The 19,695-nt window shown below is 63.8% G+C and carries 10 protein-coding genes; 2 read left to right on the top strand and 8 right to left on the bottom strand.

Translation table 11 applies throughout. The features are described 5' to 3' along the window. Positions 1–15: 15 nt before the first annotated feature. The 8 genes from AC0L15_RS26535 to hutI form a co-directional block, all read right to left on the bottom strand. Positions 16–780, bottom strand: a complete 765-nt coding sequence (locus AC0L15_RS26535) for a heme ABC transporter permease (protein WP_287247676.1) — start codon at positions 778–780, stop codon at positions 16–18. 247 nt (positions 781–1,027) lie between these two features. Then, positions 1,028–2,800, bottom strand: coding sequence for a glucan ABC transporter ATP-binding protein/ permease (locus AC0L15_RS26530; protein ID WP_287247677.1), 1,773 nt, complete (start codon positions 2,798–2,800; stop codon positions 1,028–1,030). A 360-nt stretch (positions 2,801–3,160) separates the two neighbouring features. Then, positions 3,161–11,719, bottom strand: coding sequence for a glycoside hydrolase family 94 protein (locus AC0L15_RS26525; RefSeq protein WP_287247678.1), 8,559 nt, complete (start codon positions 11,717–11,719; stop codon positions 3,161–3,163). 244 nt (positions 11,720–11,963) lie between these two features. Then, positions 11,964–12,554, bottom strand: a complete 591-nt coding sequence (locus tag AC0L15_RS26520; protein WP_128176929.1) for a HutD/Ves family protein — start codon at positions 12,552–12,554, stop codon at positions 11,964–11,966. Between the two features lie 8 nt (positions 12,555–12,562). Next, positions 12,563–14,233, bottom strand: a complete 1,671-nt coding sequence (hutU, locus tag AC0L15_RS26515) for a urocanate hydratase (RefSeq protein WP_287247679.1) — start codon at positions 14,231–14,233, stop codon at positions 12,563–12,565. Between the two features lie 40 nt (positions 14,234–14,273). Then, positions 14,274–15,092: an N-formylglutamate deformylase gene (hutG, locus tag AC0L15_RS26510; RefSeq protein WP_287247680.1), complete on the bottom strand. Its 819-nt coding sequence runs from the start codon at positions 15,090–15,092 to the stop codon at positions 14,274–14,276. A 52-nt stretch (positions 15,093–15,144) separates the two neighbouring features. Beyond that, positions 15,145–16,680, bottom strand: coding sequence for a histidine ammonia-lyase (hutH, locus tag AC0L15_RS26505; protein WP_287247681.1), 1,536 nt, complete (start codon positions 16,678–16,680; stop codon positions 15,145–15,147). Beyond that, complete coding sequence (hutI, locus tag AC0L15_RS26500; protein ID WP_287247683.1) at positions 16,677–17,912, bottom strand: imidazolonepropionase; 1,236 nt, start codon at positions 17,910–17,912, stop codon at positions 16,677–16,679. The genes hutH and hutI overlap by 4 nt, the downstream gene beginning before the upstream one ends. A 99-nt stretch (positions 17,913–18,011) precedes the next feature. Here hutI and AC0L15_RS26495 point away from each other — a divergent pair, with 99 nt between their 5' ends. Together AC0L15_RS26495 and AC0L15_RS26490 are read left to right on the top strand one after the other, a co-directional pair. Continuing rightward, positions 18,012–19,364, top strand: coding sequence for a formimidoylglutamate deiminase (locus tag AC0L15_RS26495; protein ID WP_287247684.1), 1,353 nt, complete (start codon positions 18,012–18,014; stop codon positions 19,362–19,364). Further along, on the top strand, positions 19,361–19,695 hold a 335-nt coding region (locus AC0L15_RS26490), incomplete at its 3' end, for a GntR family transcriptional regulator (RefSeq protein ID WP_473497604.1). The genes AC0L15_RS26495 and AC0L15_RS26490, both read left to right, overlap by 4 nt.

Raw genomic sequence — 19,695 nt, 5'->3', positions numbered from 1 at the left:
CAAAGCTGAAGTGAGTCAGGCTGATTGCCGTTCGGCCTGCCGTGCCGCGACGCGGCGCATGGCAATGACCCGGCGACGCAGGATTTCCGTGCGCATCGCCATCAGATGCAGCGCGAAGAACAGCACGGTAAAGCCCAGAGCCATCACCAGCAACGGCCGCAACAGGCTGGGATCGATGGTCGGCCCACCGAGCCGGATCACCGAAGCCGGCTGATGCAGCGTGTTCCACCAGTCGACCGAGAATTTGATGATCGGGATGTTGATGAAGCCGACCAGGGTGATGATTGCGGCGGCCCAGGCCGCGCGTGCTGCATCGTCGAGGGCCCGCGTCAGCGCGATGATGCCGAGATACATCAGGAACAGCACGAACACTGAGGTCAGCCGCGCGTCCCACACCCACCAGGTGCCCCACATCGGCTTGCCCCAGATCGAACCAGTGATCAGCGCGAGCGCTGTAAAGACGGCGCCGATGGGTGCCGCCGATTTCAGCGCGACATCGGCCAGCGGATGGCGCCATACAAGCGTGCCCAATGCGGAAACCGCCATCAGCGTGAAACACATCATGGCCAGCCAGGCGAAGGGCACATGGATGTACATGATACGTACGGTGATGCCTTGCTTGAAATCTTCCGGCGCCGTGAAGCTCATGTAGAGCCCGGCGGCCAGGAGGAGTGTGGCGATGGTTGCCAGCCACGGCACCACCTTGTCGGCCAACCCGACAAACCGCGTCGGGTTGGCGAAATCCATCCAGCCGCTGAGGCGTGAAGTCAGGTCACTCATGCGGCTTTACATAAACCGGTGATGGGCTTGGGGCAACTACAGCACCGTGTCGCAGGCGCGCGTTCCCTTCTCCCCCTGTGGGGCCCGAAGGGCGGGCGAGGCCCGTGACTCGCCCCGGGCGGTGGATCGGCGCAGCGCCGAGCCGGATGAGGAGTGCTGGACGGAGTGAGGCCGGCGCCAAGCGAGCACCCCTCATCCGTCGCCTTCGGCGACGCCTTCTCCCACAACAAGGGGAGAAGGCAAGAACTCAGGCGGCCGCGTCCGTGATGGTGCGGCTGAGGCGGCGGACTTCCTCGTCGTTGAGCAGGCCGCCGGCGCGCAGCAGGCTGGCGAAGCGGCCATTGCGCATCGACAATTCGGCAAAGCCGCCCATTTCGACCACCTTGCCCTTGTCCATGAAGACGACCAGATCGGCATCGCGAACAGTGGTCAGGCGGTGCGCGATGATGAAGGTGGTGCGTCCGCGCCGCAATTCGTCGATCGCTTCCTTGACGCGGTCTTCCGTCTCGACGTCGAGCGCGCTGGTCGCTTCGTCGAGCACCAGGATGGGTGAATCCTTCAGCACGGCGCGCGCGATTGCGATACGCTGGCGCTCGCCGCCCGAAAGTTGTCCACCGCGTTCGCCGACGACCGTATCGTAGCCGTTGCTCTTCGACAGGATGAAATCCTGCGCGGCAGCGGCATTGGCGGCGGCGTGGACCTCATCATAGGTCGCCTCGGCGCGCCCGACGCGGATATTGTCCTCGATCGAGCGGTTGAGCAGGCCGGCATCCTGGAACACGGTGGCGATCGAGTGGCGCAGCGACTTGCGGGTCACCGTGCGGGTATCGATACCGTCGATCAGGATACGGCCGCTGGACGGCGAAAAGACCCGCTGCAGGAGATTGATCAGCGTGGTCTTGCCTGCGCCCGTCGGGCCGACGATGGCCACGGTCTGGCCGGCATGGACCTCGAACGAGACATCGTTCACGCCCTGCCCCGAATTGGCGAATTCGAAGTTGACGTTTTCGAAACGCACATGACCAGTGACGTTGACCAGGTCACGCAACCCGTCCGGCTCGGCGGCCTCGGCCGCGGAGTCCTCAAGGCGATAAAATTCCTCGAGCTTGGCCCTGGCTTCCGAAATCTGGTTGGCGAAGGCCGACATCTGGTCGAGCCGGGCGATCAGCAGCGTGGCAAAGCCGGTAAACGCGATGACGTCACCGATACGCAATTGGCCCTGCATGACCAGATAGGAGCCGATCAACAGCACGACCATCATCGAAATGGTCGACGACAGACGGTGCAGGGCGTTGGCCAACGCCCACCAGTCGAGCACCGGATACTGCGCATCAAGCAGATTCTTGACATAGCGCTTCAAGGCGTCGGTCTCGTGGCCGATGCGATTGTAGCTCTGCAGCACGGCGACATTGCTGACCGAGTCGCTCACATGCGCGAACACCCGGTGAAAGTGCCGCTCCACGGACGCCTGGCCTTCCTTGGTGCGACGCATCACCAGCCGGCCGATTCCGACGTAGAGCGCGCCCAGCGCCAGCAGGACCATCGACATGCGAATGTCCATGCTGAGCGCCGTCGGCACCAGCAGAACCAGCGCGACAACCGTGGACAAATGCTGCCTCATGAACTCGAGCCAGAGGCTGAACAAGGTCTCGACCGCGCGCAGAAGCGTATGCAGGGAATTGGAGGTGCCGCGCTGATGATGCCAGGCAAGCGGCATGGTGATCACGCGCTCGAATGATTGGCAAAGAACCTCGCTGCGCCGCGCATGGGCAAAACGGTCCGCGCCGCGCGCCACCAGGACGAAGGCGATGACGTTGAAGACGCCGATACCGGCCCATAGGCCGAGCGTCGAAAAGACCGAGCCACTATCCGAAATGGCATCGATTACCCGTCCGAACATGATCGGCTCAAGGATGGCGATAATCGCAAGCGCGACATTCGCCCCACAGATAAACGCGACGCGTTTTCTGTCGGCAGCGAGATAACCGAGCGCTCTCCAGTAGATTTGCAGAAGGGACACTTCAGCTACTCCGGCAAATTGTTATTGTGCACTGCATCATTTTCTGACTCGTACTCGTTGACGTGTCGCGAAACAATGCCCTCGTACCCCTTCAGTTCCCAATTCGCGAACAAAAGATGGCGACGCTGCGAAATCTGTCGTGATCACGTAACGGTTTGAGAAGAAAGGTAAAATGTCAGCCTTGCGGCAAAATCGTGGCAGGTAGGAAGCACTGCCGAAATTTTAATCAGCAACTTGGCATGTACGAATCCCAAAAGCCTGCATCGGCTTTTGGGAAATCTCATGCGCAATAGAATTGCTCGAGCAACTTTAAATAACGCACATCCTCAAGATGCACAAAGACGCTCCAAATCCTTGAAGCTACGCCGATATCCTGACGACCAGATCGGCCTTGTCGCCGGCTTTCGGTTCGAAAGACGAAGCCTTCGTCTTTTTACCATTTACCTCGAGCGAGACGGCTTTGGCCTTCTTGTCGCGGACAACCTGAACCCTGAGCTCGGCCCCTAGCACCTTGAGCGTTGCCGCATAGCCATCCCAATGGCTGGGCAGTTTCGGCCTGAACTGGATGCGCTCGCCCCTGCGCTCGATGCCGAGGATGCCTTCAACCGCCGCGCGATAAAGCCAGCCGGCCGAGCCGGTATACCAGGTCCAGCCGCCGCGGCCGCCCTTGCCTTGCCCGGCGTAGACGTCTGCCGCGACGACGTAAGGCTCGACGCGGTAGTGCTCGGCAGCGGCTTCGTCGGGTGCATGGTTGACCGGGTTTAGCATCGAGAAGCAGCGGTAGGCGTCGTCGACGCGCCCCATTTCGGCGAGCGCAATGACGAACCATGTCGCCGCGTGGGTGTATTGGCCGCCGTTTTCACGGACACCCGGCGGGTAGCTTTTGATGTAGCCTGGGTTCTGTTCCGTCCTGGAGAAGGGCGGCGTGAAAAGCTTGACGATGTTGAGCTCGTCGTCGACGAGCATTTTCATCGCCTGCTGCATCGCCGTCGTCGATCGCGCCGGATCGCCCTCGCCCGACAGCACGCTCCACGACTGGGCAATCGAGTCGATCTTGCATTCCTGCGAGCTGCGCGACCCCAGCGGCGTGCCGTCGTCGAAGCTGCCGCGACGGTACCATTCACCGTCCCAGGCCGTGCTTTCAAGCGCCCGCTTCAGCACACCCGCGTGTTTTGTCCAGGCTTGCGCGCGCTTGGCGTCGCCTTCCGCCTTGGCGACAGCTGCAAAGTCGCCCAGCGTCTTCAGCAGGAACCAACCCAGCCAGACGCTCTCGCCCTTACCTTGCTCGCCGACACGGTTCATGCCGTCGTTCCAGTCACCGCCGAGGATCAGCGGCAGTCCGGCGGGGCTGCTGCGCTTGATGGCAAGGTCAAGTGCGCGCGCGCAATGATCGTAGAGTGAAGCGGTCTTCTTCGATATCTCCGGCGTGAAAAAGGCGTCGTGCTCGCCTTCTTCCAGCGACGGCCCTTCGATGAAGGGCAATTGTTCCCTGAGGATCGCGGTATCGCCGGTCACCAGCAAGTAGTGTGCCGTGGCGTGGGCGAGCCAGACCACGTCGTCGGAAATCATGGTGCGGACGCCTGCCTCGGTTCGCGGCAGCCACCAATGCTGCACGTCGCCTTCGGGGAATTGCCGCCGCGCCGCGTTGAGGATCTGGTCGCGCGCCAGTTTCGGATCATGGAGAAGCAGGGCCAGCGTGTCCTGCAACTGGTCGCGGAAGCCAAAGGCGCCGCTCGCCTGGTAAAACGCCGAGCGGGCGCGGATGCGGCAGGCAAGGCTCTGATAGGGCAGCCAGTGGTTGACCATCGCGTTGAGCGCCCTGTCCGGCGTCTCGACCTGGATGGTGTCGAGAAACCCTCGCCACGTGCGTTCATTGTCAGTCAGCCGCTGATCGAAATCCTTGCTGCAGTGATGCCGTACCAGCGCGCTGGCTTCCTCGGCAGAGGCTGCATCGCCGAGCAGCCAGAGCAGCGTCACGTCGCCGCCGGCAGGGATCTCGACATCGCGTGCAATTGCCGCACAAGGATCGTCGCCCGCCTCGACGCGGCCCGACAGGCTTGCGCCGCTGAGCACGGCTTGCGGGAGTTCGCTGGTGCCGTGGCGGCCAATGAACTCGCCGCGGTCGGCCGTCACCGAGTGTGCCGCGCCGTCGGCGGCCAGGAAGGCGACCCGCTCGCTGAAATCGAGCCCGTAGGGATTTTGCGCCAGCAACGCGCCCGTCGCGGCATCCCTGGACGGAACGATGGTCGCCGCCGTGCGCGAACGATGGCTGCCAAGAACCCATTCCGCATAGGCATAGACGCGCAGTCGCGCCGGCGCCGAACCGGAATTCTGGATGCGCAACCTGGAGATTTTCACCGGATCGACGGAATCCACCACATGGGTAAGGTCCATCGACAGCGGCCCGCGCTTCGAACGGAAGGTCGAAAACCCCTGCCCGTGCCATGTTTCGTAGGTCATGGCGGGATCGCGGACGACGGCGGCCAGCGGCGAGAACGCCCGGCCGCTGGCATGGTCGTAGATATAGATGCCCTCGCCTGGCCGGTTGGTGACCGGGTCGTTCGCCCACGGCGTCAGTTGATAGTCGCGGCTGTTTCGGCTCCAGGTGAAGGCAGCGCCTTCAGCCGAAACGTGGAAACCGAACGAGGCGTTGGAGACGACGTTGATCCAGGGCTGCGGCGTCGTGCGGCGGCCAGCAAGGCGCACGACATAGTGGCGTCCGTCGCCCTCGAAACCGCCAAAACCGTTCCACTGGTTGAGCCCGCTGCCGTCGGCACTGCCGTCGAACGAGGCTTGGGCCCACGTCTGTGGCGCCGGCGGAGACGGTTCACGAAGCGCTGCTGCACCCGCCGGCTGCAAGGCGTCCCGCGCTTGCAGCGCAGCGGCCTCGGCGCGCTCGATCTGATCGAAGATGGTGCCGTTGCGCGTGTGCAGAACGACGCGAGCAGTGGCCAGCAGCGTCTTGTAGGTCGCCTCGTCCATGAGGTCGCGGCGCACCGCGAAGATGTGCTGGCGGGGTCCTAGCTCCTTGCCGCGCAGGCGGCTGTTTTCGCACAGCGTCTCGACCGCCCGTTGCAGGTCCTGCACGTAGGACGAAGCCTGCTCGTTGATGACGACAAAGTCGATCATCATGCCTCGGGCGCGCATGTATTCCTGGAAGCGGAGCGCCTGGGCAACGATTTCGAGATCGGCGACATCGCCGATCCTGACCAGGAAAATCGGAAAGTCGCCGGATATGCTGGTCGGCCATAGGCCCGATTGCCTACCGAGCCCGGAAGCGATCGATTCGGCCGGAAGCCGCAGGAACGGATCCGGATAGATCAGGTAGCGCGCCAGATTCTGCACATTGGCGGCATCGGCAAGGCTGAGACCGAGATGCCGGGTCTGCACCTGTGAGCGGGTCCAGGCGAGCATCGCCTGGCGCGCGAAGGCTTCCGGATGATCAAGCCGCGCAATGGCTTCTTCGAGATCGGCACGGTTGGCGCCGACGGCAGTCCAGAAGGTCAGCGCTATCTTCTTGTTGGCCGGCACGCGCACCTGTCGGCGAAGTGCCGCGACCGGATCCAGCGTGAAGCCGGAATGGCCGCCAAGCTTGGCGCCGGGATCGAATGCGGCGGCCTCGGTAATGGTGCGGCCGCGGCCTATGAAAGCGCGCCGGTCGGTTTCGGCCTCGGCGTCGCGCGTCGACCCAGACGGGTCGGTGACGAAATGCACCATGGCGACATCAGGCTCGTCCGTTTCCCGCTTACGTCTGGTGGCGAAGATCGCTGCGTTATTCGCAGCGATTTCGGTTTCCACGAACATTTTCGAGAACGCCGGATGCGCGTTGTCGGATGCTTCGGAGCCCAGCACCAGTTCAGCGAACGAGGTCACTTCGATATGCCGGTCGACCGGGCCGTCATTGTAGAGCGTCACCCGCCGGCCTTCGCCATTTCCTTCCGAAATGACGATGCATTCGACCTCCGAACGCAGTGATCCCACTGACTTGACGAAGCTCGCCTTGTCGTCGGAGAACAGCGTCCGCACCTCTTCGTGGGTGGCACGCTTCGGCTCGGCGGTGGCCGACCACCAGTCGCCGGTGCCGGAGTCGCGCAGGAAGATGTAGGAGCCAAGCCGATCCTCGGTCGGGTCCGGCTGCCAGCGCGTGACGGCAAGCTCGCCCCAGCGACTATAGCCGGAGCCGGTCGCGGTAACCATGACCGAGTAGCGGCCATTGGACATGACGCTGGTCGAACGCAGCGCCTTGAGCGGGTTGAGCACGATGCGCGTATCGGGGCTCTCGGCTTCCGTTTCGTCCTTAGACCGTTCGTCGGCCTCGGTCCTGACAGTGGCGGTCGGGATGTCGCGCGGCGCTCTTTCCTGCAGCAGCAACTCGGCCGACTCGATCACCGGATCGCTGTGGAAGCGGTCGCGCAGGCGTCCTTCGAAGATGGCGTCGGCGACGGCGGCGATCGACATGCCGGAATGGTGGGCCATGTAGTTCAGCACGACGACATGGTCGGTGCCCTCCGGCACGCGTTGCGGCGTGAAATCGACCGCATCGTAGAAGCCGTGCCGGCCAAGGGCGCCGAGCCGCCGCAGCCTGGCCAGGTTCTGCACCGATTCACGCGGGGTGAACTGCGCCGCCAGCACGGTCGCATAAGGGGCAATCACCGTGTTCTGGCCGAGACCTCGCTTCAGGCCCAGCCCGGGCACCCCGAAGTTGGTGTACTGGTAGGTCAATTCGCGATCGCGGGCGTTGTAGGCCGCTTCCGAAATCCCCCAGGGCACGTCCTTCGAGCGGCCGTACTGGATCTGGCGCTTGATGATGAGCTTGCTGGTCTGGTTGAGGATGCTGCCTTGCGGCTCCTTCATCACCAGCGGCGGCATCAAATACTCGAACATCGAGCCGGACCAGGACATCAGCGCGCCCTTGAACCCGATCTCGACGATCGGCCGGCCGAGGTGGAACCAGTGCTCCGTCGGCAGATCGCCCTTGGCTATGGCGAACAGGCTGGTCAGCCGCGCCTCGGAAGCCAGCAGGTCGTAGCAGCTTTCGTCGAGCTGATGCTCCTCGACCCGGTAGCCGATCGACAGAAGCTTGCGTTCCTTGCGCATGAGGAAGGAGAAATCCATCTCGAAGGCAAAGCGGCGCGTACGCTCGCGCAACGACAGAAGCTTGGCCCGCAGCGCCTCGACGGCAGTGTCGTCGCTATGCGCGTCATGGACATGCGCTTCGCAGGTGGCTTCCAGTCTTGCCGCCCAGTCGGCGATGGTGTCGCTCTGCGTCGATGCGGCCTCAGTATGGATGGCGATGGCGAGCTTGCGGATCTCGCCGGCCAGAACGGCCAGGTTGATGGTGCGGATTGACGCCATCTCCGGCTGTGCCTTGATCGATTCGACCGCGCGTCGCATGCCCTCGAGGCGATCGGCAAGTCGCTGGCGCAACGGCCGCAACTGGCGGCGGTCGTCAGGCAACTCCGCCAGGCTTTCGTCGAGGATCGTCACCGTATCAAGGATACCCTCGAAGTCGCCCTGAAGGTGGACTGCAGGCGCTTCCGCCCATTCGGCACAGGCTGCCGCCACCGCCACCAGATGGCCGGCGAGATTGCCGCTATCGACGGCGGAAATGTACAGCGGATAGAGCGGCTTCAGCGTCGTCGTGTCATACCAGTTGAAGAGATGGCCGCGCTCACGCGGCATGCTCTCGATCGTCGACATCGTCGCGTCGATGCGGGTGGCGGCGTCGGACAGGCTGATCCAGCCGAAATCGCGCGCCGAAACCACTGACAGGAGATAGACGCCGATATTGGTCGGCGAGGTGCGGGGGGCCACGACAGGCGCCGGGCTTTCCTGGAAATTGTCGGGCGGCAGATTGTGATGCTCGGCCGTCACGAAGGTCTCGAAATAATGCCATGTGCGCCGCGCAATCGTGCGCAGCACATGGATGTCCGCCGCCGATATGCGCAAACGGTCCTCGGTTTCGGCCGAGCGGCTGATAAAGAAGGCGAAAGCCGGCGAGCCGATCCAGAACAGCGCGAAGAAGAAGGCGACGAAAGCTCCGGTGGAATCGGCCACAACAGGGATGGCGAGGCCAACGACGCCGACGATCACTGCACCGTACATCATGCCGTAATAGGAGCCGAGATCGTTGTCGCCGATCTTGTGAGCCTGCGAGGCAGTGCGCCATTCGAGCAGGTTCTTCCGGCTGACGAACAGGCGGTAGAGCGTGCGAATGATGGCATCGCCCATCATCCAGGCCAGATGCGCCATCAGCACGATCTTCAGAGCCACCAAGGCGGTGCCGAAGACGACGTCGCGCGCCAGCGCCGAGAAATGACCGCGCGGCGTCTGGTCGCCGCTTTTCGGCAGGATGGCGTGGACGATGTCGAATGTGGGCGCCATGAAAAGTGTGAGGATCAGCAGCGCCTGCCATTGCGCGGCCTGGGTGAAGGGCAGCAGCGTCCAGCCGGCGATCGCGGCCATCACCCAGAAGATCGGCGTCAGCGACCGGCGCAGATTGTCGACCATCTTCCAGCGCGACAGCGCCGGCACGCCGGAACGCGGATTGAGAATGAAGCCCAGAAGCTGCCAGTCGCCCCGCGCCCAGCGATGGTGGCGCGACGCGTCGACCGAATAGCGGGTCGGATAGTCCTCGACCAGCTCGACGTCGGTGACCAGCGCCGCGCGCGCCAAGGCGCCTTCGAGCAGATCGTGGCTGAGGACGGTGTTTTCTTCGATGCGGCCCTTCAGCGCCGCCTCGAAGGCGTCGACGTGATAGAGCCCCTTGCCGGTGAAGGAGCCGTCGCCGAAGACGTCCTGGTAGATGTCCGAGACGGCAAATACGTAGGGATCGAGGCCGCGATTGGCAGAAAAGACCCGCTGGAAGAAGGATGCGTCGTCGCCGCTGGTCAGCGAAGCGGTGATGCGCGGCTGCAGGATGGTGTAGCCGGCGGTGACGACGCGCTTTGCCGCATCGCAATGCGGGCGGTTGAGCGGATGGCAAAGCTTTCCAGCCAAACTGGCGACGGCATCGCGGGTGGTGCGCGTATCGGCATCCAGCGTCATCACATGGATGACCTTTTCCGGCAACGGCACGTCCAGCGGCAGAAAGGTGGTGTCGCTGTCGCCACGCAGCAGAAGATTCAGTTCGTGGAGCTTGCCGCGCTTGCGTTCCCAGCCCATCCAGGCGCCCTGGGATTCATTGTAGAGCCGCCGGCGGTGCAGGACATAGAAACGCGGCGCGCCTTCGCTGGGATAGCGGGCGTTCAGCCGCGCGATCTCGTCGCGAGCATATTGGAGGATCTCGATATCCGCCGCATCGATTTCGGTTTTGCTGTCCGGCCAGTCCGAAAGCAGAGCGAAATGGATTTCGTCCGCCGTGTTGGCCAGGTGGTGCACTTCGATGTTGCGGATGTTCTCCTCGACGTCGTCGCGCGAGCCGATCAGCGACGGCACCACCACCAGCGTGCGCGCCTCGGGCGGCATGCCGCGTTTATAGTCGTAGCCGACGAGGCGCGTCGGCTTCAGGAACAACGATACGACGGTGTTGAAGAAGGCAAGCGCGCCTTCGCTGGCCGGCACGGCAAACAGCGCCAGCATCAGGACGATCGACGGTATGGACAGGCCGAGACTGGCAAGGGCGTTGCCGGAGAGGACAAGAAGCAGGACCGTCAGCGCGAACACCGGCACGACAATGCCCAGCCATCCGGTCTTGCGGAACGCCCGTTTGATCGTGACGCTGACCGTCGGCCGATAGCCGATCGCCTTTTCCAGTTCCAGCCGGCGCGGGCCGACCAGAAAGAACCCGACATCGGTGTGAGCGGCCGGACCGGTGACGGTGGTATCGGCGACAGCGGCATGGCCGGCGAGTTCGATCGCCTTTTCAGCAACGCGGAATTCGGAACGATCGGAGCGGCGCGCCATTTCCTCGATCGCGGTCCGGTACTGGTCGCGCGAGAAGAAATCGAGCGCGGCAAAATCGGTGCGCTCGCGCAGCAAGGTGTCGATGCGGCTGACATCTTCGAACCAAACCGTCCAGTCGATATCGTTGATGAGCCTGAGGCCGCGGATGATGTTGCCGGTGGTTACGTTGCCGCTGGACAACGTGCGATGCTCGCTGATGATGATTTCCTCGGCGTCGGAGCCGGACCGTTCAAGCTCGCCCTCCAGCCATTCCAGCGCCCTGCCGGCATTTTGCGACCCGTCGCGCAGACGGTAGAGCAATTGAGTGGCAAAGGTGGTGTCTTGTGCATGGGCGACGTAGTTCGACAGGATCGCCTGACGGTCGGCGGTTTCATCGAGTGCCAGCACGCGGTCTGCGACCTCGTTGGCAATCTGGCGCATCTGCCGGGTACGACTGACCCGAACCGCGATCCGGCGAAGATTTTCGATCAGAACGAAGCGCAGCAGCGATGGCAGCGCCCAGAGCTCGCCGATCTTCAGCGGCTCGACGGCCTGAAAGCCTTCGACGATCGCCTTGAACATGGTCGCCGAGACCGAACTGTCCGAATGGGCGACATAGGTCCAGGCCAGCGCAAGGGCGCGCGGCACGCTGGCGCCGTCGGACAGTTTCAGGGTCGGCAACTGACGATAGAAGCGGCGTGGCAGGTCGCGCTTGATCTGGAAGATGGTTTCTTCGACCAGATAGTTGTTGTCGAGCAGCCATTGCGCCGCCGGCGTGATCGTCTCGCCTCTCGCCTGCGCGGCATTGGTCGAACGGTAGACTTCGAGGATCTTGCTGGCGCTGTCGCGGACGCGTGGCTGGAAATCGAACGGCTCCAGGCCGAACAGATCCTTGACGTCGCCCTTGGCGAGGCTTGCACCCAGCGTGCGCAGGCGCTCTTCCGGCAGGAAATTGGAGCGTATCGGCTCTTCCGTGATGGCCGGAAAGCTCGCGCTCGTCTTTTCCATTTGGGTGGGGTCTGTCTGGATATTCATTGAAAATTCCGCATGGGGGACGCGTTAGCGGCGTCACCGCCACGGCAATGTCCTAGAACCGATTGAAATGGAATTAGTTGCATCGAAACAAGGGCCGAAAGTTTATTTTCGCACCAAGACCTGCAGACGAACCACTTCCCTCCCGCCGGGAGTTGATCGACGGAAGGATTCAGGCTTTTTCGTGATCTGGGCTTGAGCTTACGGCATATTTCGCCGGTGTTGTGATCATGTTTCGAAACAGGCGTTAATCGTTTGCCGAAACGCGATCGATGCGGATCACGAACAGCGTCGCTGGTCGCGCAGGCTCCAGGCGCTGTGACAGAGCGTCGTCCGGCCCGAGCAACAGGGCGTCGCGCGGTCCGATGTGGACAGGCGCCGCGCCGGCCACCGAGATCTCGCCGTCAACACACAGGATGAGGGTCGCATCGGCGGCTGACTGGATGTCCGTCGCGGCTGAAATCACCAGGCGTTCGACGGCATGGGTCATCCGTCCACGCCGTGTCATGACGTTGAGATCGGCGATCGGACCGGCGATCAGCGCCGCTTGCGTCGGCACATCGGCCGGAAAGGAAAGCGGGGCGGACGTTTTGGTCACCGTAGCTGCCGGGCGGCCGGCCAAATCAAGGATGATCCCTTCGCCTTCCAGCACGGCCAAGCTCCGGTCGACTCCGGCAAATTCGGAGAATGACCCACCGCTTTCGACGCGCGCCATGGAGACGCGCCAGTCGAAATCGTCGAGCGCAGCACCTGCGGGCGAGACGGCGATTTCCGTCGTCACCCCGCCGCCGTTCTTCCACGGCATGGACCGGTATTCGGCTGCCCGGAGGATGCGCAAGGCGCGGTTCAGCCGAGGATGCCTGGCAGGTTGAGCTGGTGCTCCCTGGCGCAGTCGATGGCGAGGTCATAGCCGGCATCGGCGTGGCGCATGACGCCGGTTGCGGGGTCATTCCATAGCACCCGCTCCAGGCGTTTGGCCGCTTCGCGTGTGCCGTCGGCAACGATGACCATGCCGGCATGTTGCGAAAAGCCCATGCCGACGCCACCGCCATGATGCAGCGATACCCAGGTTGCGCCGGAGGCGGTGTTGAGCAGCGCATTGAGCAGCGGCCAGTCGGAAACGGCGTCCGAGCCGTCCTTCATCGATTCCGTCTCGCGGTTCGGCGAGGCAACCGAGCCTGAATCGAGATGATCGCGGCCGATGACCACCGGCGCCTTGAGCTCGCCTTTCGCCACCATCTCGTTGAAGGCGAGGCCGAGCCGGTGGCGGTCGCCGAGACCAACCCAGCAGATGCGCGCCGGCAGACCCTGGAAAGCGATGCGCTCACGCGCCATGTCGAGCCACTTGTGCAGGTGGGTGTTGCCGGGCGTCAGCTCGCGCACCTTGGCGTCGGTCTTGTAGATGTCCTCGGCATCGCCGGAGAGGGCTGCCCAGCGAAACGGACCGATCCCGCGACAAAACAGTGGCCGGATATAGGCCGGCACGAAACCCGGGAAGGCAAAGGCATTGTCGAGCCCTTCCTCCTTCGCCACCTGGCGGATGTTGTTGCCATAGTCGAGCGTCGGCACGCCGGCATTCCAGAACGCCACCATCGCCTCGACATGTTCGCGCATCGACGCGCGCGCCGCCTTTTCGACCGCCTTCGGGTCGCTGGTGCGCTTCTCGCGCCATTCGGCGAGCGACCAGCCCTTGGGAAGATAGCCGTTGAGCGGATCATGCGCCGACGTCTGGTCGGTGACCAGGTCGGGGCGCACGCCACGCCGCACCAGTTCCGGCACGATGTCTGCGGTGTTGCCGACCAGGCCGACCGATTTCGCCTCGCCGGCCCTGGTCCAGCGCTCGATCCTTTCCAGTGCCTCGTCGAGCGTGTCGGCGCGTTCGTCGACATAGCGAGTGCGCAGCCGGAAATCGATGCGGTCGGGATCGCATTCGATCGCCAGGCAGCAGGCGCCGGCCATCACCGCGGCCAACGGCTGGGCGCCGCCCATGCCGCCGAGGCCGCCGGTCAGGAGCCATTTGCCCCTGAGATTGCCGTCGTAATGCTGGCGGCCAGCCTCGACGAAGGTCTCGTAGGTGCCCTGCACGATGCCTTGGGTGCCGATGTAGATCCACGAGCCGGCCGTCATCTGGCCGTACATCATCAGGCCCTTCTTATCGAGCTCGTTGAATTTCTCCCATGTCGCCCAGTGCGGCACGAGGTTGGAATTGGCGATCAGCACGCGCGGCGCATCGGTGTGGGTACGAAACACGCCGACCGGCTTGCCCGACTGCACCAGCAGCGTCTCGTCGTCTCCAAGCGTCTTCAGAGAGGCGACGATGCGGTCAAAGTCGTTCCAGGTGCGCGCCGCGCGGCCGATGCCGCCATAGACGACCAGTTCGTTGGGGTTTTCGGCGACGTCGGGATCGAGATTGTTCATCAGCATGCGCAACGGCGCTTCAGTCAGCCATGTGCGGGCATTGAGCTCGCTGCCGCGCGGGCTGCGGACTTCGCGGATGTTGTGGCGAGGATGGGTCATGGCGTCACTTTTCCTTTCGAATGAGCTGCGCGGCGATGCGTCAGCGCCCGGCCCAGGCAATCGCGCTTTCCAGGATCCGCTTCAGCGTGGCGCGGATCGGCGCGGCGAATGCCGGGTCGTAAGGCACGGGCCAATTGTCGGGCGTACCTTTGCCCTCGGGCTCGCGCATATAGCCGCGGTTAGACAGTTCCATCTGCAGCGCATGAACGCCGTTTTGCGGCTGGCCGAAATGGCGCGTGATCCAGCCGCCTTTGAAGCGGCCGTTGACGACAAAACTCTCGCCAGTCTCGGCGAGGATCTGGCCGACCATTGCCTGCAAGCCCGGATCGGCGCTTTTGCCGTCATTGGTGCCGAGGTTGAACACCGGCAGAGTGCCTTCGAACAGCCGCGGCAGCATCGAGCGGATCGAATGGCAGTCATAGAGGACGATCTTCCGGTGCACGGCACGCAGTCTGTCGATCTCGGCCTGCATCGCGGCATGGTAAGCCACAAAGTACTTTTCGCGGCGCTCGTCGACCTCCGAGGCATCAGGCTCTTCCCCGACACGATAGAGCGGATCGCCGTCGAAGGTCTCGGTCGGGCACAGGCCGGTGGTTGCCTGGCCGGGATAGAGCGAGACGCCAGACGGATCGCGATTGACGTCGATGACGGTGCGCGAGATCGCGGTATGCACCACCGTCGCGCCGAGGTCTTCGGCAAAGTCATACAGCTTGTCGATCCACCAGTCGGCGTCGCGGCGGCCGAGCCAAGTCGACACCAGCCGGTTCTCGAGGCCGGCGAGATCGATTCCGGTGTGCGGGATCGAGACCAGCAGGGGGGCGGTGCCGCGCTTTACAGTGAGCCAGGAGGGCACGTTCATGAATGGTCTCCCTGCGCTGGCACTTTGCGGCGACCTATAGAGGCGCACATCCTCACGACGCGATTCCCGGCAGCGCCACCGCGCCCGCTGCCTTCACGGCAGCGCCGCTGCGCACCATGGCGATGGCCTTTTCCATGTCGGGGTGGAAATGCCGGTCATTGTCGAGATGCGGCACTTCGGCCCTGACCAGCCTGCGTACCGCTTCGAGCGGCGCACTCGATGCCAGCGGCGCATGGAAATCGCAGCCCTGCGTGGCGGCCAGCAATTCGATACCGATGACGGCCGTCGCATTCTCGATCATGCCGATCAGCCGGCGCGCGCCATGTGCCGCCATCGAGACGTGGTCTTCCTGATTGGCCGAGGTCGGGATCGAATCGACACTGGCCGGATAGGCCTTTTGCTTGTTTTCCGAGACGAGTGCCGCCGCCGTCACTTGCGGGATCATGAAGCCGGAATTCAAGCCTGGCTTCGGCGTCAGGAAGGCCGGCATGCCCGACAGCGCCGGATCGACCAGCATGGCGATGCGCCGTTCCGACAGCGAGCCGACCTCGCAGACGGCGAGCGCGATCATGTCGGCGGCGAAGGCGACCGGCTCGGCGTGGAAATTGCCACCGGAAAGTGCTGTGTCGTCCTCGGCGAAGATCAGCGGATTGTCGGTGACGCCGTTGGCCTCGGTGCCCAGCGTGCCGGCGGCCTGGCGCAGCACGCTGAGCGCTGCACCCATCACCTGCGGCTGGCAGCGCAAGCAGTACGGGTCCTGCACGCGTTCGTCTCCGACCCGGTGCGATTCACGGATGGCACTGCCGGCCATCAGGTTGCGCAGCGCCTCTGCCGTCTCGATCTGGCCAGGATGCCTCCTGAGCAGGTGGATGCGCGGATCGAAGGGGGCGTCGGAACCCTTGGCGGCATCGGTCGAGAGCGCACCGGCGACCAGCGCCGACTGGTAGAGCACTTCGGCGTCGAACAAGGCGGCCAACGCGTAGGCGGTCGAAAACTGTGTGCCGTTGAGCAGCGCCAACCCTTCTTTGGCGCCAAGCGTGACCGGCTCCAGCCCGTGCGAGACAAAGGCGACCTTGGCCGGGAACCGGCCATGCGGGGTAAAACATTCGCCGACGCCGATCATCACCGCCGTCATGTGCGACAGTGGCGCAAGGTCGCCGGATGCGCCGACCGAGCCTTGCGCCGGCACCACCGGAATGACGTCGTTGGCGAGCATCGCTTCGAGCAGCTCAATGGTCTGCGGGCGCACGCCGGAGGCGCCCTGCGCCAGGCTGGCCAGCTTCAGTGCCATCATCAGCCGGCAAACAGCGACCGGCATCGGTTCGCCGACGCCGGCGGCATGCGACAGCACGATGTTGCGTTGCAGCGTCTCGAGATCGGCGGCGGGGATACGGACGCTGGCCAATTTGCCGAAACCGGTGTTGATGCCATAGACCGGCTCACCCTTGGCGACGATGCGTGCAACGGCCTCGGCGCTGGCCTTGATCTTTGGCCAGCAGGCCGCGTCCAGCTTCGGCATCGCGCCACGATAGATTTCGCGCCAGTCGGCCAGCGTCGTGTTGCCCGGCTTGAGTTTGAGTTCACTCATCGTCCCCTCCAGATGCGGGCATGCAGCGGGTTGAAGCCCATGCGGTAGACGAGCTCGGCCGGGCGCTCGATGTCCCAGATCGCCAGGTCGGCCGATTTTCCAGCCTCCAGCGTGCCGGTGCTTCCGAGCCGCCCGAGCGCGCGGGCGGCCTCGCGGGTGACACCGGCAAGGCATTCGTCAACAGTCAGACCAAACAAGGTCGCCGCCATGTTCATGGTCAGCAGCAGCGAGGTCAGCGGTGAGGTGCCGGGATTGCAGTCGGTGGCGACCGCCATTTTGACGCCATGCTGGCGAAAAAGGCCGATCGGCGGCTTCTTGGTCTCACGGATGAAATAGTAGGCGCCGGGCAGGATCGTCGCCACGGTTCCGGCCCTCGCCATCGCCGCCGCACCCGCCTCGTCAGTGTATTCGAGATGGTCGGCCGACAGGGCGCCATAGCGCGCCGCAAGTTCTGCGCCGTGCAGGTTGGACAATTGGTCAGCGTGGAGTTTTACCGGCAGGCCTGCTGCTTTCGCCGCGTCGAACACGCGAGAAATCTGCTCGGGCGAAAAGGCGATGCCTTCGCAAAAACCATCGACCGCGTCGGCCAAGTCCTCGGCAGTGACGGCCGGCAAAATCTCGTTTGCGACCAGATCGATAAAAGCGTCCTTGTCGCCTTTCGCTTCAGGCGGCAGGGCATGCGCGCCGAGGAAGCTCGTTGTTACCGTTACTGGACGGTTTTCGCCAAGAAGCCGCGCGGCGCGCAGCGATTTCTTCTCGTTTTCGAGATCGAGCCCGTAGCCCGACTTGACCTCGATGGTGGTGAGGCCTTCAGCGATCAGCGCGTCGAGGCGCGGCAGCGACTGCGCAACCAATTCCTGTTGGCTGGCAGCGCGCAGCGCCTTGACCGACGAGACGATGCCGCCGCCGGCCCTGGTGACCTCTTCATAGGTGGCGCCGGCCAGCCGCATCTCGAATTCATTGGCGCGATTGCCGGCGTGGATCAGATGAGTATGGCAGTCGATCAGGCCGGGTGTGATCCAGCGGCCTTCGCAATCGACAATCTCGGCGTTCTGGCTGAAGGCTGCCGGCATGTCGGCTTCCTGGCCGGCATAGACGATCAGACCATCGCGCGCGACGATCGCGCCGTCTTCGACGATACCCAGTCCGGCGGCGCTGTCGGCCATGGTCGCCAGTCGCGCATTGTGCCAGAGGCGGATCTCCCCTGCCCGGCTTTTGCTCTCTCCAGCCATCATCTTTTCCGTTTCAATCGGCGGTGGTTATGTATATACATATCGAAACGCACTGCAAGTGGTATCATTGCACGGGACAAAGGGAATCGGAGAGAAAACGTGACTGCGATCTTTGCGGAACAGGCGCTTCTGCCCGACGGCTGGCATTCGAATGCCCGGATCGTCGTCAGTGATGGCCACATCGCCACGGTCGAGCCGAACACCGCATCCCAGCCCGGCGACGAACGCCATGCCATTCTGCTGCCAGGCATGCCGAACCTGCACAGCCACGCCTTCCAGCGCGGCATGGCCGGTCTAGCCGAGCTGCGCGGCCCTTCAGCCGACAGTTTCTGGAGCTGGCGCGAGGTGATGTATCGCTTCGCGCTGTCGATGACGCCGGATCAGGTCGAGGCGGTCGCCGCACAGCTCTATGTCGAGATGCTGGAGGCTGGGTTTTCACGCGTCGGCGAGTTTCACTATCTGCATCACGACCGCGACGGCCAGCCCTACGCCAACGTCGCCGAAATGGCCGACCGCATCACCGCCGCGGCTGCCGACACCGGCATCGGGCTGACGCTGCTGCCGGTCTTCTATGCACATTCCTCTTTCGGCGGCGCAGCGCCGAATGAGGGCCAGCGGCGATTCATCAACGATATGAATCGGTTCTCGCGGCTTGTTGAGAAATGTCACGAAACCGTTCGCACCTTGAATCACGCGGTCGTCGGCATCGCCCCGCACAGTCTGCGCGCCGTGACACCGGAGCAGTTGGAAAACATCGCGACAATGGCACCCGGCGGACCGATCCACATCCACATCGCCGAGCAAGTGAAGGAGGTCGAGGACTGCCTTGCCTGGTCCGGGGCGCGGCCGGTCGAATGGCTGCTCGCCAATGCCAGGGTCGACAGTCGCTGGTGCCTGATCCACGCCACCCACATGACCGAGACCGAGACGGCGGCCATGGCGAAAAGCGGAGCAATCGCCGGCCTCTGCCCGATCACCGAGGCCAATCTCGGCGACGGCACCTTTGCAGCACCTTTGTTCAAACAGCATGGCGGCCGCTTCGGCGTCGGCTCCGACTCCAACGTGCTGATCGGCCTGCCGGACGAATTGCGGCAGCTCGAATATTCGCAGCGCCTCGCCCACCGTGCCCGCAACCTGCTGGCGGTCGCCGGCGGTTCGACCGGGCGCGCACTGTTCGATGCCGCGCTCGTCGGCGGCAGCGCAGCGCTCGGCGCAAGTCCCTCGCGGATCGCCGCTGGCGCCCCAGCCGATTTCATCTCGCTCGATGGCAAGCACCCGTCGCTTGCCGGCAAGACGGGCGATGCAGTGCTCGACACCTGGATCTTCGCCAACGGTTCCAAGGTCGATTGTGTCTGGATGGATGGCAAGAAACTGGTCAGCAGTGGCAGGCACGCAAGGCGCGATTTTATTGCCGAGCGTTTTCGCAAGGTGATGACGGCGCTTTCGGCATGAGCATGATCCAGACAATGGATGCGGACGGCGGCGAGCCCCTCTCGCTGCATCAACGCATCCTGTCCGACATCAGCGAACGAATCCTGTCCGGCGCCTGGGCGCCCGGCCACCGCATCCCGTTCGAGCACGAGCTGACGGCCGAGTACAAATGTTCGCGCATGACGGTGAACAAGGCGCTGTCGCAGCTTGCCAAGGCGGGGCTGATAGAGCGCCGCCGCCGCTCTGGCAGCTTTGTCCGGCGGCCGCAGTCGCAAGCTGCGGTGTTGGAAATCCATGACATCAGGATCGAGGTCGAGGCGCTCGGCCTGCCCTATCGCTACGAGCGTGTGGC

It is taken from the genome of Mesorhizobium sp. WSM4846 (assembly GCF_055811415.1).
Note: the sequence above shows the minus strand (reverse complement) of the source record. Positions and strands in the feature narration are given on the sequence as shown.

Excerpts from the sequence above, each read along its gene's own strand:
- AC0L15_RS26535 (WP_287247676.1), bottom strand. The coding sequence starts at position 780 with ATGAGTGACCTGACTTCACGCCTCAGCGGCTGGATGGATTTCGCCAAC.
- AC0L15_RS26525 (WP_287247678.1), bottom strand. The coding sequence starts at position 11,719 with ATGAATATCCAGACAGACCCCACCCAAATGGAAAAGACGAGCGCGAGC.
- hutU (WP_287247679.1), bottom strand. The coding sequence starts at position 14,233 with ATGACCCATCCTCGCCACAACATCCGCGAAGTCCGCAGCCCGCGCGGC.
- hutG (WP_287247680.1), bottom strand. The coding sequence starts at position 15,092 with ATGAACGTGCCCTCCTGGCTCACTGTAAAGCGCGGCACCGCCCCCCTG.
- hutH (WP_287247681.1), bottom strand. The coding sequence starts at position 16,680 with ATGAGTGAACTCAAACTCAAGCCGGGCAACACGACGCTGGCCGACTGG.
- hutI (WP_287247683.1), bottom strand. The coding sequence starts at position 17,912 with ATGGCTGGAGAGAGCAAAAGCCGGGCAGGGGAGATCCGCCTCTGGCAC.